A 21,291-nucleotide genomic window follows, 5' to 3' on the forward strand; every position below is an offset into this window, starting at 1 on the left:
CCGCGCTCACGGCAGCCGGTCCGCCAGGGCGCGGGCCATCGCGACGGTCGGGACCGCCTCCCGCATCCGCCGGTACGGGGTCAGGTCGCGCAGCAGCCGGCCGAGTGCCTCGCGTACCGCACGCGACTGCACCGCCGGGGCGGCCGTGAGGAACGCCCGCCAGTGCTCGCACGCCCGGGTGAGGTGCCCGAGGCGCAGCAGCGTCTCGGCGAGCGCGGCGTGCGTGAGCGCGGTGGCCCGGTGCTGGCCGGCCGCGCGGCCGCGCAGGGACCGTTCCAGTGCGTCGGCCGCGGCCGGGAACTCGCCGAGGGCGAGGTGGGTGCGGGCCCGGGCGAAGTCGAGGTCGGCCCGGGCGTACGAGTCGAAGGGCCCGTCGGACGGCTTCAGCGCGTGCCGCCCGTGCAACCGGTCGGCGGCGGCCAAGTCCGCGGTGGCGGCAGAGCGTTGTCCGGCATGGGCGTGCGCGGCCGCGCGCTGGACCAGGAGGAACGCCAGCGTGCCGGGGTCCCCGTCGGCGGGCGCGGTCTCCACGGCCGTACGGGCGAGCCGTACCGCGTGCGCGGACTGCCCGAGCCGGCCGGCGTGCGCGCTCATCGCGCGCAGGGTGATGGCGTACATCCGCCGGTCCCCGGCCTGCCGGGCCAGCCCGAGGGCGATGCCGTGGTACTCCTGCGCGAGCCCGTGGTACCCGGCGTCCGCCGTCATCTCCCCGAGCAGATGCGCGAGTTGGGCGTACCCGCGCCACACCTCCGACACCCCGCACCCCTGCCCGGCCGCCCCCCGGCCGCGTGCGGCGGCGGACCTCGGGCCGTCCGTGTGGCGGGCGGCGAAGGCGCCCGCGTCCTGGGCCAGCCAGGCCGCCAGGGCCGCACGGGTGTGGACGCCGCCGTGGGTGAGGTAGAGGCCCGAGAAGCTCACCGCGAGGGCCCTCAACTGCTCGGCGTGCGCCGCGAGATGCCGTCGGGCGGCGAGCTCCGGGAGGCCCGCGCCCGTGCGCGTACGCATCCCCCCGCCGGGGCCGCCCGCCGCCGGATCAGGTTCCGCTTCCGGTTCCGGTTCCCGGTCCCACAGCGCCGGAGGCACCGGCACCGGCTGGTACGGGCTGCGCAGCAGCGGCGGCCTGCCGTGCGGGTCCACGTCCGCCCTGGCCTGCAGCGCGAGCCGCAGCAGCCCCTCACCCCCGGCTTCGGCCGCCGCCGCTCCGGGGTCGGTCCGTACGCCGGGTCCCGCCGAGCTCGCACCGAGGCCCGCCTCCGCGACGGTGACGAGGCGCCCGCACCGCTCGGTCAGGGCCGCCGCTATCAGCTCGGGCACGGGCCGGCGCGGCCGGGTGCCCGACAGCCAGTGGGCGACGGCGGTCCGGTCGTAGCGCAGGGCCAGCCCGTGCAGGGTGCCGAGGGCGTTGACGGCCCGCGCCAGCTCCGCCCCGCTCCAGCCCGCCTCGGCCAGCAGGTCCCCGAGCCAGGCGTTGGCCACCCGCCGCCCGCTCACGACGCCCTCCCCGGGAGGGACCCGCATCGGGAGCGGAAGGGGGAGCGGGACCGTGATCCCGTATTCAACGCTTTCACCACTGCACCCCCTGCATTCCCTTCTCCCCGTCCGCCCGCTGGTGTTCGCTGGAGCCGTCCCCATCGGATTCCACGGACCGGAGAAGCATGTCTGCCTCGGAAACGGCCAATTCCCCTGCCCCCGCCGCGTACGCGTACCCGTTCCCCTATCGGATTTCCGGTGTCGGCGCCCAGATCGGCGAGATCATCTCCGTCGAGGAGTGGGCCCGGCTCGCGCACATCCCGCACCGCAAGCGGGCCGGCAAGGAAATCAGCGGCACCGATATCGAGCGCATACTCGGGGTCACCTCCAAGAGCTGGGACCGGGAGCGCTTCGCCTCGCTCGACACCGTCGTCGAGGTCGCCCGCGCCGCACTGCGGTCCGCCCTCACCGAGCCCGAGGACATCGACGCCGTCTTCGTGGCCACGTGCACCCCGTACGAGATCATGCTCGACCAGGACGCCTTCAACCTGCTGCGACGCCTGAGCATCCCGGACAGTGTGCCCCCCTTCCAGCTCGGCGCCGGCTGCGGCGGGCTCTCCCGCGTCGCCGCGCACCTGGCCCGGACCGGGGCCCGGCGCGCGCTGGTGATCTCGTACAACGCCGCGAGCCCCATCGGAATCGACGAGAACGGCATCATCTCCCAGTACAGCGGCGCGGACGGGGAGCATCCCTTCGCGCACACCCTGTGGTGCTCCGGGGCGCTGTTCTCCGATGCCGCGACCGCCCTGGTATTCGAGCGGGACGACAGCTTCGAGGCGGGCCTCGGCTTCTATTCGCGCGATTCCCTGAATTTCGGGGACGAGCCCGGATTCAGCGATCCGCTCATCCATTACCCCGGAGGCGGCGCAGCCCACCCGCCGGGCTTTGCCGGCTCCGCCGAGCTGTCCGCATTCGGACTCAACGGACCGGAGCTGGCCCGCTATTACTCGCGCGGCATGATGATGAACCAGGAGACCATGGACGCCCACCGCCCCGGTTTCGTGGACGAGGTCCGGCGGATCTACACGCACCAGGCCGGCCCGGCCCTGGTCGAGGACTACCACCAGCTCGCCGGCCTGGACACCCGCAAGGCCCCCGCGCACGCCCGCGAGCTCGGCAACCTCGTCACCTCGGCGACCCCGGTGCTCTTCTACACGGACGTGGTGAACGGCCTGGTCGGGGCGGGCGACTCCGTCTGCTTCTCCGTCATCGGCGCCGGTCCGGAGCGCGGGGCCTTCCTCGCACGGGTGGGAATCCCCGGCGAGGTGACCGTCACCACGCCCCTGCCCCCGGTCCCGGCCGCCGCCAAGACCGCCACCGCCACCGAACACGCCCGAGCCACCGCGTAGACGCACGCGCCCCACCTCCTTCGAAACGAGTACCGCCGTGCACATCGCCCTCGCCGGGGCGGCCAGCCCCACCGGCATCCGGCTCGCCGCCGAGCTGCTCGGCCGCGGCCACCACCTGACCCTGCTCACCGCCGGCGACGTACGGCAGAGCAGGCTCCTGCTGGCCCGTCAGCTCGCGCTGATCGGGCTGTATCCCGAGTACGTGGACCTCCTCGCGGCCCGGCTCGACGCGCGCCGGGGCGCCGAGGTGCTGGCCGGCGCCGCGCCCGTCCGCGCGGGCTCCGCCGCCTCCGCCGCCCCGCCTGCCCCCGCACCCGTCGGCCGCTTCGACGCCGTCTGGTGCGTGGAACAGCCCGCCGCCACCGCGGCCGCGCTGCTGCCCCTCGCCTCCGGAGGGGGGAGGCGTACGGCATTCCACCTGGTCACCGTCGGGGACGCGGGTCCGGCCGGGCGTGCGGTCGCCGCCGCGGCCGTACGGGACGGGTTCCCGGCCGGGGTGCACTGCCTGGCCCCGACCGTCAGCGACCTGGCCGACCACGCGGAGCTGCCGCGGCCGGCCTTCACCCGGCTCGCGGTCGCCGAGTCCGTCCGGCCGGCTCCGGCGGGGGACCCCGAGCCGGGGGCCCCCGCGACGGTCAGGCTGCTGCCCCTGGCCCCCGCCGCCCGTGCCCTGGCGGAGGCCGCCGAGGAACCGGGCTGGTCGGGGCTGCGCCACATCGGCTGGGTGCACGCGCACCCCACCGAGGCCTCCGCACTGGCCCGGGCGGTCGGCCCGGAGCTGGCCCCCGGACTGCTGCGGCGCCTCTCGGGGCTCCAGCCCGCGGCCGCCCCGACCGAGCTGGACGGCCCGCCGCTCGGTGCCGGGTACCTCACCCGGGCTGCGGCGCCCGTCCTGCCTCCCGCCCGGCGCCCCGCCCGGACCCCGGAGCGGGTGTGAGCGCGGCGGAGCGCCCCTGGCGGGAGCGGCGCGTGGTGGACGGCCTGGCGGACGCACTGCGGGAGGCGGCCTCGGAGCGCTTCCTGGGCAACGGCCGGGCGCCGACGAGGGCGGCCTCCGCATCCGCGGGGGATTCCGGGGCGGGCCGGGTGGCCGGAAGGGCCGGAAAGTAATGGGGCCCCATGGCCAGGGCATATGCGTATGGATCATTCATGATCCAAGGACAAGCCGCCCGCCCCCGCCCCGCAACTCAAGCCGACGACCCGTCATATCGTCCTGTTTGACAGGTTTTCGCATGTGGCAGAACGTGCCGCCGATCCGACACGCCCAAGGTTCGCCCTTGACGTTCTCACCCGTTCGGGCGCACGCGCTCCACACCCGCTCCGGCCCCGGCCCACCGGCCTCCATCTGCGAAGACGTGCCCGCGGGAGGGCTCCAGGGCGATGACGCGACGTCAGTTCTCCGTGTTTCGCGCACCGCCGGGGGGCGGGGAAGGGTCCACTGCTCTCGGGACCGGCCGCCCGAGCCGGACCAGGAGGGATTCCCATGCCCCGCGCCAAGTGGGTGGTCGGCGTACTGACGGTGGCTCTGCTGTGCACCGGCCTCGGGGTGTTGCGCACCACCGAGGGCGGCCGGCCGGCCGCCCCGACCGCGGGCGACGCCCTGCCCTCGCGGGTCCTGGGGCTGTCCGGCCCGCGCCGGCTGGCCCGGCAGCTGGAGCACTCCGGCGGACACACCACCGGCAAGGGCGCCCGGCGGCCCGGGCGGTCGGGGGTCACCGCCCTCCCGGCCTCGCCGCCGCTGCGCCTGGTCATCCCGGCGCTCGGAACGGACGTACCACTGACGGCCGGTACCCCGACCGGCGGGACGGACGCGGGGACGGGCGGGCCGGGCCATCCGTACGCCGAGGACCTCGAAGCCGGCGCCGCCGACGCCAAGCCCCACGTCCAGGACAGCGCCGTGTGGGACTCCGCGGGCCCGGCCCCGGGCGCGGCCGGCACCGCCGTGGTCTCCGGAGACCTGCCGCGGCTCGGCGAGCTGCGGCGCGGCCAGTCGATCGAGGTGGCGCGCGCCGACCGGCGTACGGCCGTGTTCACCGTGACCCGGGTCTCCCCCGGGATCTCCGGACGGGGCGGGCCGTCCGGCCGGGCCCAACTCCGGCTGATCAGCGGCGAAACGGCCGTCCTGGCCCGCCTCACCGGCCACCGCCGCACCCTGCGCTGACCGGTGGGCGGCCCCCGAAGGACGGACACCCCCTGCGGCCACCTGACAGCCGTGGGGGGTGTCTTCGTCCCCCGGTCGGGGGACGCTGCGGTCCCGGGGGAGAGTTGGCCCGCGTGTCGGGGCACACCCTCCGCATGGGCAGGACGCCGCATGCACAGCAGGCGCGACACACGCGAACGGCACCGAACAGGACCCTGATGACGGTCCTGACGGTGCTCTGCGCCGTGCTGCTGTGCCTGTTCGGCGTCGGCGGAGCCGGCCCGTCCACCGCGACGGCCGAGGGCTCCCGCTCCGCCCCCACGGCCCCGGCCGAGCCCACCGAGGCACCGGCCGATCCGGCGGGCGATCCCGAAGTACGGGTGGCCGTACGGGTTCCCGCGCGCGGCGTCCCCGGCGTACGGGGCCTGCAGCGGCCGGTGTTTCACGTGAAACCACCCCGGTCCGGCCCCCAAGAGGCGGCCGCGCACCCGGCGGGGCACGCCGCACCGGCGGCGTCCCTGCGGGCGGTACGGAGTGTGGTCCTGCGCTGCTGACCGGGCCGAGCGTCCGAGCGGCAGCACCGCGCACCCGGCACCGGGCACACCCGGCAGCTCACCCTGCCCCCCGATTGCGCGTCCCCCCACACCCCCGAAACACCGTGAGGTTCCGCCATGCCCTTCGACCCGTACCTCGCCCTGAACGCCATGCTCCGCGCCGAGGCCGCCCGCTTCTCCCCGCCGGCTCCGCCCGCCCCGCCGGTCCGCCGCCAGGAACCCGAGTCCGCCAAGACCGCCCAGACCGGCACCCAGACCGCCGCCGAGGACCCGGCCGGAGACGACACGGCCGCGTAGAGCCGGCCCCGCGCAGGGGCATCAGGACATGAGGAGGCACCGGTTCCCGCGCCCTCGGCAACGGAGAGTGGTCACGTGAGGTTCGACCACGGAGCACGGGAACCGGCGCCTCCACCAGTCTCGGCCACCGACCCACCCCACCACCTCGGCCTTTTGTCCCGTTATGCCCGGCCGAAAGTACCGATCCCCGAGAGCATCCGGGCTCCGTACAACCTTCCGACGGCACGAGCGGTCCCAGCAGTGACCGATGTACGCGCCTCGTCGAAGGAAGTCACCCGTTGCGTCCCAGTCGTGCGCTGGTCCTGCTCACCGCAGGCCTGGTCACCTTCATCGGCATGCCGGCCGCCACCGCCGCCGATCTCCCGACCGACCTGTACGTGGACAACAGCATCGCCTGCACGGACAGTGGGAGCGGCACACAGGCCTCCCCGCTCTGCACGTTCGCCGCGGGGGTCAAGGCGGCGAAGCCAGGGCAGACCGTGCACGTCAACCCGCGCTACCAGAAGCAGCAGGCCCTCACGGTCGACCGCTCGGGCGCGCCGGGCAAGCCGATCACCTTCGCCTTCACGCCCGAGAGCCAGCTCATCGAATCCAGCATCCACAAGCTGACCATCGGCGGGGCCTCTCACGTGCAGGTCCAGGGGCTGACGATGACCGAAGGCGTGAGCATCACCGGCTCCCACGACGTCGTGCTGGACGGGGTCCTCGACAGCTCGATGTACGGCTACGCTCCCCTCGTCGTCAGCGGGGGAAGCACGGACGTCCGCGTCCGTCGCAGCTCGTTCTACAGTGCCGCGATCGCAGGCGCCCAGCGCACCGTCCTCAGCCGCAACGCCCTGCGGAGCTCGGGACCGCTCTCCGTGGTGGACGCGCCCGGCACCGTCATCACCAACAACCACATCGACAATTTCACCGACGAGAACGAGGGCATCGGGGGCTGCGAGGAGACCGTCGTGATCCGTGGCGCCTCGACCGGCTCCTCGGTGTTCAACAACGTGCTCACGGCCTCCGGCAACACCACCTGCACGACCCCCCAGCTCTCCGTGGCGCAGAGCGCGACGTCCGGCACCCGCACCGGCTTCAACCTGATCGCGGGCTCGGAGGGTTACGCGACGGTCGCCTATCAGTGGGCCGGCACCACCTATCCGACCGCGGCGGCATTCCTGGCCGCCAGCGGGCAGGGCGCGCGCGACATTCTGGTCCCCACGACCGCAGGCCTCTGGGGGCCCGACTCGCCGCTCATCGACTCCGCCGACGCAACGGCGCCGGGCGTCCTGCCCGTCGACAGGAACGGGATCCCCACCACGGACGACCCGCGCGTGCCCAACACCGGCAAGGACGGCGGCTACCTGGACCGCGGCACCACCGAGACCAACGACGGCTTGACCTCGGCCCGGATGGAGATCGACCATCCCTGGGCGCCGGTCGGCACCCCGGTGACGTTCAAGGCCGGTTCGGACAGCAAGTGGCCCACCACCATGACCTACACGGTGGACTTCGGTGACGGGACGGCACCCGCCGTCATCCGCCCGGGCGACGCAGCCGACGTCACCACCACCCACGTCTACGGCTCACCGTGCGCGTGCGTGGTCAAGATGGCGGCGACCAACGGCACCGGCAAGAAGATCTCCAAGGAACAGACGGTCCGCGCGACCTCCCCCGGTGAACTGGCCACCGCCTTCACCGCCACGCCGATCCTGCCGGCTCCGGACCACGACCCGAACCAGGTCGTCCGACCGCTGACCCTCCGGGTCGACACCACCACGACCGTCGCCCCGTGGGGGGTCGTGAGAGTGAACGTGGACTTCGGTGACGGCACCAATCTGTACCGTCCGGGCCTCCAGACCGCCACGCACAGCTACAAGCAGCCCGGCACGTACGAGGTGAAGGTCACTGTGTACGACGTCAAGGGCGCGCAGTCCACGGCCTCCCGGACCGTACAGGTCGGGTATGCCGCGTCCGGGTACGTGGCCACCACGCCGTTCCGTCTGCTGGACACCCGTGCCACCGGCTCCTTCGTCCAGCACGGGGTGCCCCGTTCCGTGGAGGTGCTGAGGGGCGCCACCGTGCCGGGGCAGTTCAGGGCCGGGGGCATGGCTTCCGTCGTCCTGAACGTGACCGTCACCGGTGCCACCCAGGACACCCACCTCTCGGTCTGGCCCTCGGTCCCGGGCCAGGCACGGCCGGAGACCTCGAACGTGAACGTCCGCGCGGGCGGCACCTCGTCCAACACGGTCACCGTGCCGGTCGGCCCCGACGGCAAGATCCAGGCGCAGCTGAACTCGGGCAAGGCCTCGCTCATCGTGGACTTCGTCGGCTACTACCAGCCCAACGCCGGCGATCGCTTCTCCCCGCTCGCCCCGACCCGGATCCTGGACACCCGTACGAACGGCGACGCCCTGTCCGGCGGCAAGCGCCGCACGGTGAAGGTCGCGGGCGCGAACGGCATCCCGGCCGACGCCACCGCCGTCGCCCTGAACCTGACGGGTACGGGTGCGACGCAGGAGGCGTTCGTCAGCGCGTTCCCGAACCCGGTGAAGCGTCCGCACACGTCGAACCTGAACGTGGAGCCGGGCAAGGACAAGTCCAACCAGGCCATCGTCCCGGTCGGCCCCGACGGCACCATCACCCTGTTCACGAACAGCGGCTCCACCCACCTGGTCCTGGACGCCGTCGGCTACTACGGCAAGGACGGCAAGGCCCTCTTCACCCCGGTCTCCCCCAAGCGCCTCGCCGACACCCGCACCACGGGCAAGGTCGCCCCCGGCGCCACCACCACGGTCTCCGGCCTCCCGGCCGACGCCGTGGGCACCGTCCTGAACGTCACCGCGACCGACACCACCGCCCCGGGCTTCCTCACGGCGTACGCCTTCCGCGGCAAGCTCCCCGGAGCCAGCAGCCTGAACACGCTGCCCGGTCTCACGGTCCCGAACCACGTGACGACCCCCGTCGCGGACGGCAAGGTGAACATCTTCAACAGCTACGGCGGCCCCAACCACGTGATCACCGACCTCCTCGGCTACTTCACGACCGGCTGACGCCCTCGCGGCACGTACGCCGAAGCCCCGGCCCCCGCGATGCGCGGGAGCCGGGGCTTCGGTCTTCGGTCTTCCTAGGTCGCGCTACGGCTGTGGTAGCGGTAGAAGGCCGCCGCGCCGACGCCCGCGCCGACGAGCAGGCCCAGGCCCGAGCTCTTCAGGATGGACTCGCCGGCCAGGCTGTACAGGTAGCCGAAGGAGATGCCCGCGAAGATCCCGTACGCCGCCGCGTGCGGCTCCTGCGCCAGCCGCGGGCCGATCCGGGCCAGGGCCACCAGGCAGGCGGCGAAGATCGCGCCGCACAGGATCCCGTAGAAGACGTTGCCCGCGTCGACGGGCCCCATCTGACGCTTCATGAAGGCGGCGTAGACGCCGTAGACCAGTCCCATGAGCAGCGGTCGCGCGAGGGCCGCCCTGCTCGTGTGGGCCGCCGTACCGGACGCCTGCTGCCGGTGCCCCCGGGGGGCGGTGGGTGCCGCATGTGCCATGACGGGCTCCTCTCTCCCATCATCCAGGGCACACCCGCAACCCGGGACCGGCAACCGGAGCAGCCTGCGGCCAGGCGCCCCTAGGGGGCCGCCCGTACCGCCACCGCGTCGATCTCGAAGAGCATGTCCGGCAGGGCGAGCGCGGCCACGCCGATCAGCGTCTGGGCGGGCAGTTCGGTGCCCCAGGCGGCGTGCAGGTGCTTCAGCAGCACCTCCAGCTTCTCCTGGTCGTGCCCGACGACGTACGTCCCGATGCGGACCACGTCGCCGAGGCCCAGGCCGACGGCCTCCAGGGCGGTGCGGAGGTTCGCGAAGGCCTGCCCGACCTGGGCGTCGAACCCGTCGGGGACCACGTGGCCGGTCGGGTCGGAGCCGTACTGGCCGGCTATGAAGACCTGCTCCCCGGGCGCGGAGACGACGTGGCTGTAGCCGTAGCCGGTGGGGTCGTGGAGTTCTGCCGGGTTGGTGATGCTGCGCGTCATTCCAAGCTCCTGGGTCAGTTGTCCGAAGTACGACGAGTGGTACGGGCCACGGCCCTAGCGGGCGGCGAGCCAGGCGCGGAGGCGTTCGGGGGCCTCGGGGGCCTGCCGTTCGGCCTGCTGCCGGATCTCGTCGAGGGTCTGCGCGGCCAGTGCGCGGCGCCAGGCCAGCTCGGCCCGCCCCATCGCGTGCGCGATGGCGCAGTCGGCCGCGGGCGGCTCCTCGCCGCCGCCGGGGCCCTGCGGCCGGATCTCCGCGCACCGGAAGGCCTCGTCGGGCCCTTCGACGGCGGCGACCACGTCCATGAGCGTGATCGATTCCAGCGGGCGGGCCAGGCGGAAGCCGCCCCGCGGGCCGGGGGTGGAGCTGACGATGCCCGCCCGCGCCAGGGCCTGGAGCTGCTTGTTGAGGTAGGCCGCGGGCAGCTCGTGCCAGGCCGCCAGCCGGGCCGCCGAAACCGCCCGGCCGTCACCGCTCCAGGCCAGGTTGAGGCAGCTGTGCAGGGCCCATTCGACGCCCTCGCTCATCTTCATAATCTGGATATTAGATGTCCAGATTAATGTCGGCAAGAGGAACGCGCCGGAGCGCACCCCCTGCCCGCACCTCCGCCCGCACCACCCGCCCGCAGCAACCCGGCTCGCGCCGCGCGCCCGGCCCCCTTTCCCTGGTGACGTGCGGACCTTCCTCTCGGCGGTACTCATCGCGCTCGTGGCCCTGCTGGTGCCCGCGAGCGCCGTCGCGTACTGGGCCGACCACGAACTCGGCAGCGCCGACCGCTACACCGCGGCGATGTCCCCGCTCGCCTCGGATCCCGCCGTGCAGAACGTCGTCGTCACCCAGGCCGGCCGGGCCCTCTCCGGGCAGATCGACGCCGGCCCCTTCCAGGGCGGGGTCGACGCCCTGCTCGGCGAGGCCCTGCGCTCCTTCGTCGGCACCCCGGCCTACCAAACCGCCTGGGACGCGGCGAACCGCGCCGCCCACGGAGCCTTCTTCCGCGCACTCACCACCGGCGACGGCAACGCCGTGACCATCGATCTCGCACCCGTGATCGCCAGCGTCAAGGGCGATCTCGTCGACAACGGGGTGCCCTTCGCCGACCGCATCCCCGAAACGCACCTCTCGGTGAAGGTCATGGAGTACGACAACCTCGGTGCGCTCCGGAAGGGGTTCCGCATGCTGCAGATCGCCGGGGTCTGGCTCCCCGTGCTCACCGTGGTGCTGGCCGCGGTGGCGATCGCCGTCGCCGTCCGGCGCCGCCGGGCCGTCCTGGCCACCGGACTGGGGCTGGCCGTCGGGGCACTCCTGCTGTGGGCGGCCGTGGTCCTGTGCCGCCGCCTCACCCTGGACGACCTGCCGGCCGACATCGACCGGGCGGCCGCCGAAGCGGTGTACGACGCGCTGACCGCGTTCCTGCGCACCACCGTCTGGGTGGTGCTGGCCGTCGGACTGGCCGCCGCGCTGGCCGCCTGGCTGACCGGCCGACTGCGCCGCACCCCATAAGCTCGGAACGGGCGGATTGGCACGTAAATCCGTAGAAGAATCCTTAGAGCAGCACAGAAGAACCGATTCACGAGCGGCGGCACGGAAGCGGGAATGAGCACCGAACGCACCGAAGACATACCGCCCGGGCGGGCCGGACGGCGCGGGCCGACCGGACAGCGCGGGCCGACCGGACGGGCCGGGGCGACGGCGGCCGGACGGTTCGGACCGCTGGCACCGCCCGCCTGGCTGCTGAAGGGGCTGCGGCCCAGCTCCGCGCCGATCCCCTGGGCCGCGGCGCTGCGCGCGGCCGTCGCCCTGGCCCTGCCGCTGGCCGTCGGCTTCGCCGTCGACGAGCCCGAGTACGGCGCACTCGTCTCGATGGGCGCCCTGTCCGGGGTCATCGGCGACACCGCGGACGCCTACCGGATGCGGATCCTGAACATCGCCGTGCCCCAGTTCTTCGGGGCCGTGGGCGTCGCACTGGGCACCCTGGTCTTCGGGCACGGCTGGGTCGCGGTCGGCGTCCTCACCCTGGTCGCCCTGGTCTCCGGGATGATCTCCTCCATCGGCACGGTCGCCTCCGTCTCCGGGCTGCTGCTCCTGCTGAACGCCGTGGTCGGCGCCGGCCTGCCGATGCCCAGCCCCTGGTGGACGGCTCCGCTGCTGCTGAGCGCCGGCGGCCTGTTCGTCCTCCTGCTGACCCTGCTCGGCTGGCCCCTGCGCGGACGGCAGCCGGAGCGGGCCGCCGTCGCCGCCGCCTACCGGGCCCTGGCCGACAGCCTGGAGGCCGCGGGCGGACCGGGACCCGCGTACGAGGAGCGCCGCCAGCAGCTCACCCAGGCCCTGAACCACGCCTACGACCTGGTGCTGGGCCGCCGGGCCCGGGTGCACGGCCACAGCCCCTCGCTCGTGCGGATGCTGGCCCAGCTGAACGTGCTGATCCCGCTCGTCGAGGCCGCGCCCGCCGCGCACCTGCGCCGCAGACCCCTCTCCCCCGCGATCCCGGCGGCCGTCCGGGTCCTGGCGACGGCCGTCGAGGAGGGCCGCACGGACATCCCCGTACTGGACCTGCCCGCGCCCGACGGCCAGTCCGAGCGGGCCATCGACGCGGCCCTGCGGCACGCCGCGACGATCGTGCCGCTGGCCGAGCCGGACATGCACAACGTCGACGACCGGCTCGGCCGGCCCGCCGCGCTGCGGGTCCGGGCCCGCCGGGTGGTGCGGGACATGATGTTCTCCGAGGCCTCCTGGCGGTACGGGCTGCGTCTCGCGCTGTGCATCGGGCTGGCGCAGTCGCTCGTATCGGTGGTGGAGATCGAGCGCTCCTACTGGGTCGCCCTCACGGTCACCTTCGTCCTCAAGCCCGACTTCGGCTCGGTGTTCTCCCGGGCCGTGCTGCGCGCGCTGGGCACCGCGGGCGGGCTCGTCGTCGCGGCCGCCGTGCTCTCGGAAGTGCCGCGGGGATGGTGGGACGTCCCCGTCATGGTGGTCCTGGCGGCCCTCATCCCGGTCTTCTCGGTCAAGGGCTACGCCTTCCAGACCGCGGCGATCACCCCGGTCATCCTGCTCCTCTCCGACCTGCTCAACCATCAGGGCTTCGACCTGGTCCGGCCCCGGCTGCTCGACAGCCTGATCGGCTGCGCCATCACCCTGATCGCCGGGTACCTGCTCTGGCCCGAGAGCTGGCACACCCGGCTCGGCGACCGGCTCGCCGACGCGGTGGACGACGCCGCCCGCTACGTGGAGCGCGCCTTCGGCTCCACCCCCGACACCGACGCGGGCCAACGGGCGGCCCGGACCGCCCGGCTCCAGGCCCGCCGCCGCATCTACCGGGAGCTGTCCGGCGTGCGCAGCGAGTTCCAGCGGGCGCTGACCGAGCCGCCGCCGACCGGGGAACGGGCCGCCGTGTGGTGGCCGCTGGTGGTGGCCGTCGAGCGGATCGTCGACGCGACGACGGCCGCACGGGTCCGGGTCAACCACGGAGCCCAGCCCCCGGCCCCCGGGGAGGCCGAGGCGATCGCCGAAGACCTCCGGGCCCTGGCCCAGGGCGTCCGCCGCACCGACACCCCCACCCAGCTCCGCCCCACCCCACCCCCGGAGGTCGACGAAGCCTCCGTCCTCTCCCCGGTCCGCCAGGAACTCACAGCAGCCAGAGCCATCGCCAACCCCACGGACTCCCCCTAGCAGCCCGCCCCACAACCAATCCAGCCCTGCCGTCCCCATCCGGCCCCGCCGGGGCAAATCCAGCCTCGCCGGCGTTTGAGGCGCGGGGGTCCGGGGGCGGAGCCCCTGGCCACGGCGCCGCGCGCACCCACCGGCCCGAGCCAAATCCAGCCCCGCCGGCGTTTGAGGCGCGGGGGTCCGGGGGCGGAGCCCCTGGCAGCGGCGCCGCGCCGTCCCTCCAATGGCCCCGCCCCCGGGCCGCCCCGTTCCCCGCGGGGGAGCATCAGCACATGAGGCCCTTCCTCCGGCGCAGCCGGGTCCTCCTCCTGGCGGCCGCCCTGTCGGCGACCGCCGGCTGCGCGAACGTGGAGGGCCTCCAGAACGACGGCGACCTCGGCACGGCCCACGCCCCCCGCACCCTGTGGAAGGACTTCCGCCCCGACCCCCCGGCCCCCGGCCAGCAGTCCGGTGCGGCCACCGCCGTCCCCGGCCTCGCCAAGGTCCCCTCGCTGTCCATGCAGGGCGTGAACGCCGTGGACGTCGTACGGGCCGACATCACCGCCGCCAACGCCGCGGACGCCGGCACCGGCCGGCTCGTCGACCCCCGGGCGATCCAGCGCATAGCGCTCTGCACACAGGCTGTGGACGGCGGCCCCGACTGCCCCGTCCGGCCCGCGGTACTGGCCGACGTGACGGGCAACGGCCGGGCGGAGCTGATCACCGCCCTGGACATCGACGGCCGCCTCAGCGAACTGCGCGTGTACACCGTCCAGGACGACGGGACGATCACCCGCATCCTGTCCCGGCGCGGGGTCCTGGAGGGCGTGGAGGTGGCCGCCGAGCACCTGGCCGTGCGCGAGCCGACCTCGAACCCGAAGAAGGTCTCCATCTCCGACTACGTGTGGGACCCGGAGGCCGGGATCATGAACCTCTCCCAGCTCACCCTCGACGAGTGCCCGAACGAGGGCGACCCCTGCCCGGCCGCGGGCCCCCGCGCCGCCGCCGGAAACGGCTGAGGAGGCAAGGTCCCCGATGGGTCGGACGAGCAGCCTGCGCTGGAAGATCGCCATGACCACCACGGCGGTGTGCTGCGCCGTCGCGGCCGCGCTCGGGATCCTCGTGCACAACGTGGTCGCCCGCCAGCTCGTCGGCGAGGTCCGCAAGGACGTGGACCGGGAGCTGGACTACGCCCTGGCCCAGTACGAGTACGGCACCGCGCGCGGCGACGGGAACAGCGCCCTCGACCCGCCCGGCCTCCCGGCCCCGCTGCGCGACCTGGTCGCCCGCGGGCTGACCGGCAGCATGACCGGCACCCACGACGGCAAACCCGTCATGTGGGCGGCCGGGCCCGCCGACGGCAAGCCGCTCGCCGTCTGGGTCCCCTACGACAGCACCCGCACCCGGCTCCGGGAGATCGACACCGCCATCCTGGTCTCCGCCGTTCTCGCCGCCGGGGTGGTCGCCCTCGCCGGCATCTTCCTCGCGGGCCGCATCAGCCGCCGGCTCGCCACCACGGCCGCCGTGGCCCGCCGGATCAGCGCCGGGGACCTCGACGCACGCGTCGGCTTCCCGGCCGACGGGGACGGGCCGCGCACGCGCTCCCGCGACGAGGTACGGGACGTGGCCCAGGCCCTCGACTCGATGGCGGCCTCGCTCCAGGCCCGGCTGGAGGCGGAGAAGCGGTTCACGGCGGACGTCGCGCACGAGCTGCGCACCCCGCTCACAGGGTCCCTGGCCGCGGCCGCGCTGCTGCCCGAGGGCCGGCCCAAGGAGATGATCAACGACCGGCTGGGGGCCCTGCACCTGCTCACCGAGGACCTGCTGGAGATCTCCCGGCTGGACTCGGGCGTCGAACGGGCGGACCTGGCCCGGGTGGAACTCGGCCGCGCGGTGGAGCGGGCGGCGGCGAGCACCCGGCTGCCCGTCGCGGTACGGATCGAGCGGGACGCGGTGGTGCTCACCGACCGGCGCCGGCTGGACCGGATCCTGGCCAACCTGCTGGTCAACGCCCACAAGCACGGGCGGCCGCCGGTCGAAGTGACCGTCACCGGCCCGCTGGTGACCGTACGCGACCACGGGCCCGGTTATCCGGACGAGCTGATCGAGCAGGGGCCGCGGCGGTTCCGCACCGGGGATCCGGGACGCGGCCGGGGCCACGGGCTCGGCCTGACCATCGCGGCCGGGCAGGCCGAGGTGCTGGAGATCGAACTGCGCTTCTCCAACGCCCCCGACGGGGGCGCGGTGACCACGCTCCTGCTGCCCGTCGGGCGCCTGCCGGACAGCAGTTGAGCGGGGGTGGGTGGATGTTTCACGTGAAACATCCACCCACCCCCGCTCGGGTCAACTCACCTCGGCTCAGACACCGATGTTCTTGCCGTCCTTGCGCCAGACCGACACGACCGACGGGCGGACGATCTTGCCGGGACCGTCGGGCCACACCGACTGCGGCTTCTCGACGGACGCGCCGTCGATCTCGCCCGGGTGCTGCACGGCGACCAGGACGCGCTTGTCCTGGATGATCGGACCGCAGGTCTCGGCACCGCGCGGAACGGTCAGGAACTGCTTCAGCTCACCGCGGCGCTCACCGGCGGTCGCGACGCCGAACAGGCCGTCGTGCGAGCCGAGCTGGTTGCCGTCCGTGGAGATCCACAGGTTGCCGTGCGGGTCGAAGGCCACGTTGTCCGGGCAGGAGATCGGGCTGACCTTGTCCTTCGGGAAGCCCGCGAAGTAGGTCGCCGGGTCGTTCGGGTCACCCGCGACCAGGAAGAGGCGCCAGGCGAAGCCGTCGCCCGCCGGGTTGTCGAAGTTCTCGGCGAGCTCCAGGATCTGGCCGTGCTTGTTCAGGTTGCGCGGGTTGGCCTCGGTGGCGCCTTCCTTGCCGGGCTTGCCGCGGTCCGTGTTGTTCGTCAGCGCGATGTAGACGCGGCCGGTGCGCGGGGAGGGCTCCACGTCCTCGGGGCGGTCCATCTTGGTCGCGCCGACCTTGTCACCGGCGAGGCGCGTGAAGACGGCCACCTCTTCGGCGGTCATGCCCTCGACGTGCGAGACGTTCCCGGTCGGGGAGGAGGTGAGCAGCTTGATCCAGACGCCGGAGCCGTCGAACTCGCCGTCGGTGGGGAGCTTGCCGGTGCCGTCGATCTCGGCGGCCGGGGTGTCACCGGTGAGCTTGGCGACGTAGAGGGTGCCCTCGTCGAGCAGCGTGAGGTTGTGCTCCTTCGCCGCGCGCGAGTCGCCCTTCTTCATCTGCTTCGACGAGACGAACTTGTAGAAGTAGTCGAAGCGCTCGTCGTCGCCCATGTAGACGACCGGGCGGCCGTCCTCGGTCAGGCGGGGCTGCGCGGCCTCGTGCTTGAAGCGGCCGAGGGCGGTGCGCTTGCGCGGTACGGAGTTCACGTCGTACGGGTCCAGCTCGACGACCCAGCCGAAGCGGTGCGACTCGTTGGGCTCCTGCGCGACGTCGAAGCGCTTGTCGAACCGCTCCCACTTGCGCTCGGTGGCGCCGGCCGTCACGCCGTAGCGCTTCAGGCGGGCGGCCTGGGTGGGGTCGGTGACCAGGCCGGCGTTGCCGAAGTACTGGTTGAAGTTCTCCTCGCCGTGGAGGGTGGTGCCCCACGGGGTGGTGCCGCCGGCGCAGTTGTTCAGGGTGCCGAACACCTTGGTGCCGGTCGCGTCGACCGAGGTCTTCACCAGGTCGGTGCCGGCGGCCGGACCCGTCAGCCGGAACTCGCTGGTGGCGGTCAGACGGCGGTTGAGGCGGTGGCGGCTGATCGCCGTCAGCTTGCCGCTGCGGTGGTCCTCCTGGACCGCGACCACGGACAGGCCGTGCGCGGCCCAGGCGATCTCGACCTGCTCGCGGGTCGGGTTGGCCGGGTCGTACGCCTTGAACATGAGGTTCTCGTCCGTGTACTCGTGGTTGGCCACGAGCAGCTGCTGGCGCTCGTAGTCGCCGCCGAGCGGGAGCAGGCTCAGGAAGTCGTTGTTGTAGCCGAACTGACCGGCCTGGGCGGCGGCGGTCTGGTTGTCCGGGTTGAAGCCCGGCGCGCCCTTGACGATCGGGTCGCCCCAGCGGATGACCACGTTCTGCTCGTGGCCCTCGGGGACGGTGACCTGGTCGGCGGTGTTCGGCGCGACCGGCTTGAAGCGCAGGCCGCGGGCACCCGCGGCGTTGACCCCGGCGGCGCCGGCGCTCCGCGCTTCGACGGCGGGGTCCGCGGAAGCGGAGGATCCGTTGCCGCTCAGCGTGAGGGCGGTACCGGCGGCCGAGGCGACCGTGACGACCGCGGCGGAGCGGAGCATCGCGCGGCGCGAGTAGGCGCGGGCTATGACGTCGCCGACGTACTCGTTGTCGCTGGTGTTCGGCACCTCGTGGAAGCAGGCGTCGCCGCAGCGGTAGCGGCAGGTGAGAGCGGAACGGCCGCCCCCGTGAGAAGTGCCGATGAGCGGCAGGAGCTTGCGCACGAGTGTCCTCCGTAGATGCACGGTCCCCGACAACGTGTCGGAACAATCCGTCGGTGACGCTATGGGCGGGTTGCGCCGAAGCGGCGGCCGATGGATGAACGCCCGGTGAATCCGGCACGTCGGGGCGGCAGTTCGGAGGCGGATCGGGTGTGTTTGGGCCCTGGGCGCCACGAAAGGTGCCCCTCCCGAAGTTCCAGCCAAGGGGCCGATAACCTTACGTGTCCACTCTGGGCAGGGATCTACCGCGCAGCACGGACAAATGATGCACGCACTCATGCGAAAGGCCTGGCCCATGGGTATTCGGAGCTTGTTGCGCAAGGTGTTCGGACGGACCTCTGAATCGGTTCCGGAGACGACCGGCACCACTTCGGCGGCCCTCCCGAGCCAGACCGAACGCACCCCCCTGGACGCCGCGGCCGAGTTGGTCGCCGCCTCCTTCGACAACCCCACCGTTCCCCCGCAGTCCACCCCGCGGGACCTCGAACCGGGCACGGTCCTCACCGCCCCGGCCCCGGCCCCCACCCCGGACCCCACGGTCCCGGAGGCCCGGCGCTCCTCCACCGGGGGCTCGTCGGCGACCCCGGCGACGCCTTCGGCCCCGGCGGCCCCGGCCGCCGCCGAAGCGGAGCCCGTGGCCGCCGAAGCGGAGCCGGTCGCCGAGACCGTGGCCGAAGCGGCCACCGAAGCAGCACCGGAACCCGCCACCGAGGCGGAGCCGCTCGCGGCCGAGGCAGAGGTGACGGAGGCCGAGGCCGAGGTGGCCGAAGCCGACGCGGCCGCCCCCGAGGCGGAGGCCGAGCCGGTCGGCGCCGAAGCGGAGGCCGAGCCCGTGGCGGCCGCGGCGCCCGAGGAGGAGCCCGCCACCGAGGCGGACACCGAGCCGCAGGCCGACGCAGCCACCCCTGAAGCGGACACCGAGCCCGAGGCCGAGGTCGTCGCGGCCGAGGTCGAGGTCGAGGCCGAGGTCGTCGCCGAGGCGGAGCCCGTGGCCGCCGAGGCGGAGCCTGCCGAGGTCGAGGCCGAGGTCGAGGCCGAGGTCGTCACCGAAGCCGAGCCCCTGGCTGCCGAGGCCGAGCCCGCCGCGGCCGAGGTCGAAGCCGAGATCGTCGCCGAGGCCGAGCCCGTGGCGGCCGACGCCGACGCGGAGCCCGTGGCGGCCGAGGCCGACGCCGAGCCCGAAGCCGAGCTCCTCACCGCCGATGCCGCCGCAGGCGGCCCCGCGCACGCGCTCGCCGCGGTCAAGCGCCAGGCGCCTCCGCTCGCAGCCGCGTACAAGGCCGCCGGGCAGGTCCTGCGCACCAAGGGGAAGGCCGGCGCCCGCGCCACCGTGTTCCTCGTGCTCGACCGGTCGGGCTCGATGCGCCCGTTCTACAAGGACGGCAGCGTCCAGCACCTCGCGGACCACGCCCTGGCCCTCGCCGCCCACCTCGACGAGGAGGCCACCGTCCGTACGGTGTTCTTCTCCACCGAGCTGGACGGCACGGCCGACCTGTCCCTCGACGCGTACGACGAGGCCTGGGTCGAGGCCCGCCACGCGGAGCTCGGCCGGATGGGCCGCACCAGCTACCACGTCGCCGTCGAGGCCGTCGTGGAGCACTACCAGAAGGACGGCGGCGAGGGCCCGGCCCTGGTCGTGTTCCAGACGGACGGTGCGCCCGACAGCGTCCGCCCCGCCCGCGATGCGCTCGCCGAGGCGGCCACCACCGCCCCCGGCATCCACTGGCAGTTCGTCGCCTTCGGCGAGCACGACGCCAAGGCCTTCGACTTCCTGCGCAAGCTGTCCGCCGAGAATGCCGAAAACGCCGGCTTCTTCCACGCCGGCCCCGCGCCGGCCGAACTGACCTCGGCAGCCCTCCTCAAGGGCCTGCTGGAGAAGTTCTAGGCGGACCCGTCCGGCTTGCCGTTCACCCTTGCGGCGAACCAAGCCGGACGCTCCCCGGCCGACGGGACGCTGCGCGGGAGTTCCCGCAGGCGCCGCAGCGGGGACAGGAGCAGGGGCAGTACGGCGGCCAGCTCGCCCAGGGCTCCGATCCACAGGGCCGGGCGGGCGCCCAGGTGCTGCCCCAGGACCCCACCGGCCAGTGCTCCGACGGGCATGACGCCCCACACGACGAACCGGAACGTTGCCGTCATGCGCCCGAGCATCGGTTCCGGGCAGAGCTCCTGGCGCAGCGAGACCGACGTGATCTTGAAGGTCATGAACGCGGTCCAGCCCAGCCCCTGCAGGGCGACGGCCAGTGCCAGCCGCCAGTCCGCCTGGAAGCAGGGGACGGCCGCCAGCCAGAGCACCCCGCTGGTGACCACGGCAGCGCACATGGCCGGTCCCCGGCCCAGCCGACGGGTGATCCGTGTGGTGAGGAGGCTGCCGAGGAACCCGCCGGCCGCCTCGGCCGTGAAGACGAGGCCGCACAGGAACGGGGACAGGCCGAGCTCGCCGGCGAGCAGCACGAGCAGCATCGCGGCCCCCATCGTCCCGAAGAGGTTGGACAGCGCGGAGCCGAGCGTGAGGGCCCGCAGCAGCCGGTTGCCGAGGACGAAGCGGAGCCCTTCGGCGATGTCGGCCCGCAGATCCCGTGCCGCACCGCGCACGGCACCCTCCGGTACGCCGGCACCCGGGACCCCGTCACCACCCGGTACCGCGTCAGGGCGGCGGATGCGGGCCAGGAGCGCCGCAGAGGCGAGGTAGCTGACGGCGTCCAGGACGAGCGCGACGGGGGCGGTCAGCACCCCGACCAGCGCCCCGCCCGCGCCGGGGCCCGCCGCCTGGGTCAGGGTCCGGCCGGCCTCGATCCTGACGTTGGCCTCCACCAGCCGGTCCGGTGCGACGAGTCGGGGCAGCCGGCTCTGGGCGGCCACGTCGAAGAAGACGGTGCACACCGACAGGCCGAAGGCCACCGCGTACAGCTGGGTCAGGGACAGCACGTCCAGCCAGGCCGCGACCGGGACGGAGCCCAGGAGCGCGGCCCGCCCCAGATCCCCGGCGATCATCACCCGGTGACCGCTGGTCCGGTCCACCAGGGCGCCGGCGGGGAGCCCGAGCAGCAGGAAGCCGAGGTACTCGAACGCCACGAGCAGGCCCGCCTGGAAGGCGTCGGCGTGCAGGGCGCCGAGGGCGACCAGGGGCAGCGCGAGGAGCGTGACGGCGGTGCCGGCCTGGCTGACGGCATCGGCCGTCCAGAGCCTGCGGAAGTCGGGATCACGGAAGAGTCCGGTGTCGGCCGGACGGGAGGCGGTCATGGGCGGGAGCATCGCCAGCCCCGGGCCGGTCCGGCCAATGTTTTAGTCTGGCCGAAATGCTCAGGCGGCCGGAGG

The 21,291-nt window shown here is 73.8% G+C and carries 18 protein-coding genes; 12 read left to right on the plus strand and 6 right to left on the minus strand.

Features of this window, described 5'->3' with window-relative positions; all coding sequences use genetic code 11:
- Positions 1–6 precede the first annotated feature (6 nt).
- Positions 7–1,491, minus strand: a complete 1,485-nt coding sequence (locus OG898_RS11210) for a hypothetical protein (RefSeq protein ID WP_266956540.1) — start codon at positions 1,489–1,491, stop codon at positions 7–9.
- Positions 1,492–1,655: 164 nt separating this feature from the next.
- Here OG898_RS11210 and OG898_RS11215 point away from each other — a divergent pair, with 164 nt between their 5' ends.
- The 7 genes from OG898_RS11215 to OG898_RS11245 all read left to right on the plus strand — a co-directional run bounded on the left by OG898_RS11215 (position 1,656) and on the right by OG898_RS11245 (position 8,908).
- On the plus strand, positions 1,656–2,879 hold the full coding sequence (locus tag OG898_RS11215) for a 3-oxoacyl-[acyl-carrier-protein] synthase III C-terminal domain-containing protein (protein WP_266956542.1): 1,224 nt from the start codon (positions 1,656–1,658) through the stop codon (positions 2,877–2,879).
- Between the two features lie 37 nt (positions 2,880–2,916).
- Entirely contained in the window at positions 2,917–3,816 is a 900-nt protein-coding gene (locus OG898_RS11220) for a hypothetical protein (RefSeq protein WP_250738841.1), read from the plus strand.
- On the plus strand, positions 3,813–3,989 hold the full coding sequence (locus OG898_RS11225; protein ID WP_266956545.1) for a hypothetical protein: 177 nt from the start codon (positions 3,813–3,815) through the stop codon (positions 3,987–3,989). The genes OG898_RS11220 and OG898_RS11225 overlap by 4 nt, the downstream gene beginning before the upstream one ends.
- A gap of 373 nt (positions 3,990–4,362) precedes the next feature.
- Entirely contained in the window at positions 4,363–5,040 is a 678-nt protein-coding gene (locus tag OG898_RS11230; RefSeq protein WP_266956547.1) for a class F sortase, read from the plus strand.
- 197 nt (positions 5,041–5,237) lie between these two features.
- Positions 5,238–5,573, plus strand: coding sequence for a hypothetical protein (locus tag OG898_RS11235; RefSeq protein WP_250738838.1), 336 nt, complete (start codon positions 5,238–5,240; stop codon positions 5,571–5,573).
- 117 nt (positions 5,574–5,690) lie between these two features.
- Positions 5,691–5,870 carry a hypothetical protein gene (locus OG898_RS11240; RefSeq protein ID WP_266956549.1) on the plus strand — a complete coding sequence of 60 codons (180 nt, stop codon included), beginning with the start codon at positions 5,691–5,693 and terminating at the stop codon, positions 5,868–5,870.
- Between the two features lie 278 nt (positions 5,871–6,148).
- Complete coding sequence (locus OG898_RS11245; RefSeq protein ID WP_266956551.1) at positions 6,149–8,908, plus strand: PKD domain-containing protein; 2,760 nt, start codon at positions 6,149–6,151, stop codon at positions 8,906–8,908.
- Positions 8,909–8,982: 74 nt separating this feature from the next.
- Here the strand turns inward: OG898_RS11245 and OG898_RS11250 are convergent, their stop codons facing one another.
- The 3 genes from OG898_RS11250 to OG898_RS11260 all read right to left on the minus strand — a co-directional run bounded on the left by OG898_RS11250 (position 8,983) and on the right by OG898_RS11260 (position 10,403).
- The gene (locus OG898_RS11250) at positions 8,983–9,396 is read right to left on the minus strand and encodes a hypothetical protein (RefSeq protein WP_250738835.1); all 414 of its coding nucleotides are present in this window, start codon (positions 9,394–9,396) and stop codon (positions 8,983–8,985) included.
- Positions 9,397–9,476: 80 nt separating this feature from the next.
- Positions 9,477–9,878: a RidA family protein gene (locus OG898_RS11255; RefSeq protein WP_250738834.1), complete on the minus strand. Its 402-nt coding sequence runs from the start codon at positions 9,876–9,878 to the stop codon at positions 9,477–9,479.
- Positions 9,879–9,932: 54 nt separating this feature from the next.
- Positions 9,933–10,403, minus strand: a complete 471-nt coding sequence (locus OG898_RS11260; protein ID WP_266960190.1) for an Rrf2 family transcriptional regulator — start codon at positions 10,401–10,403, stop codon at positions 9,933–9,935.
- 145 nt (positions 10,404–10,548) lie between these two features.
- On the opposite strand from OG898_RS11260, the gene OG898_RS11265 reads away from it, so the two are divergent.
- The 4 genes from OG898_RS11265 (at position 10,549) to OG898_RS11280 (ending at position 15,810) form a co-directional block, all read left to right on the plus strand.
- A complete protein-coding gene (locus tag OG898_RS11265; RefSeq protein ID WP_250738833.1) occupies positions 10,549–11,376 on the plus strand; it encodes a hypothetical protein in 828 nt (275 codons plus the stop codon).
- Between the two features lie 93 nt (positions 11,377–11,469).
- Positions 11,470–13,542 carry an FUSC family protein gene (locus OG898_RS11270; protein WP_250738832.1) on the plus strand — a complete coding sequence of 691 codons (2,073 nt, stop codon included), beginning with the start codon at positions 11,470–11,472 and terminating at the stop codon, positions 13,540–13,542.
- Positions 13,543–13,811: 269 nt separating this feature from the next.
- The gene (locus OG898_RS11275; protein ID WP_250738831.1) at positions 13,812–14,537 is read left to right on the plus strand and encodes a hypothetical protein; all 726 of its coding nucleotides are present in this window, start codon (positions 13,812–13,814) and stop codon (positions 14,535–14,537) included.
- Positions 14,538–14,553: 16 nt separating this feature from the next.
- Entirely contained in the window at positions 14,554–15,810 is a 1,257-nt protein-coding gene (locus tag OG898_RS11280) for a HAMP domain-containing sensor histidine kinase (protein ID WP_250738830.1), read from the plus strand.
- 66 nt (positions 15,811–15,876) lie between these two features.
- Here the strand turns inward: OG898_RS11280 and OG898_RS11285 are convergent, their stop codons facing one another.
- Entirely contained in the window at positions 15,877–17,979 is a 2,103-nt protein-coding gene (locus OG898_RS11285) for a PhoX family phosphatase (RefSeq protein WP_250738829.1), read from the minus strand.
- 292 nt (positions 17,980–18,271) lie between these two features.
- Between OG898_RS11285 and OG898_RS11290 the strand changes: the two genes are divergently transcribed.
- Complete coding sequence (locus OG898_RS11290) at positions 18,272–19,861, plus strand: VWA domain-containing protein (RefSeq protein ID WP_266956555.1); 1,590 nt, start codon at positions 18,272–18,274, stop codon at positions 19,859–19,861.
- Here OG898_RS11290 and OG898_RS11295 read toward each other — a convergent pair.
- The gene (locus OG898_RS11295; RefSeq protein ID WP_266956557.1) at positions 19,858–21,216 is read right to left on the minus strand and encodes an MFS transporter; all 1,359 of its coding nucleotides are present in this window, start codon (positions 21,214–21,216) and stop codon (positions 19,858–19,860) included. The genes OG898_RS11290 and OG898_RS11295 overlap by 4 nt on opposite strands.
- Positions 21,217–21,291 lie beyond the last annotated feature (75 nt).

Origin of the sequence: Streptomyces sp. NBC_00193 (assembly GCF_026342735.1) — a bacterium.
Classification (GTDB): Bacteria; Actinomycetota; Actinomycetes; order Streptomycetales; family Streptomycetaceae; genus Streptomyces; species Streptomyces stoeckheimensis.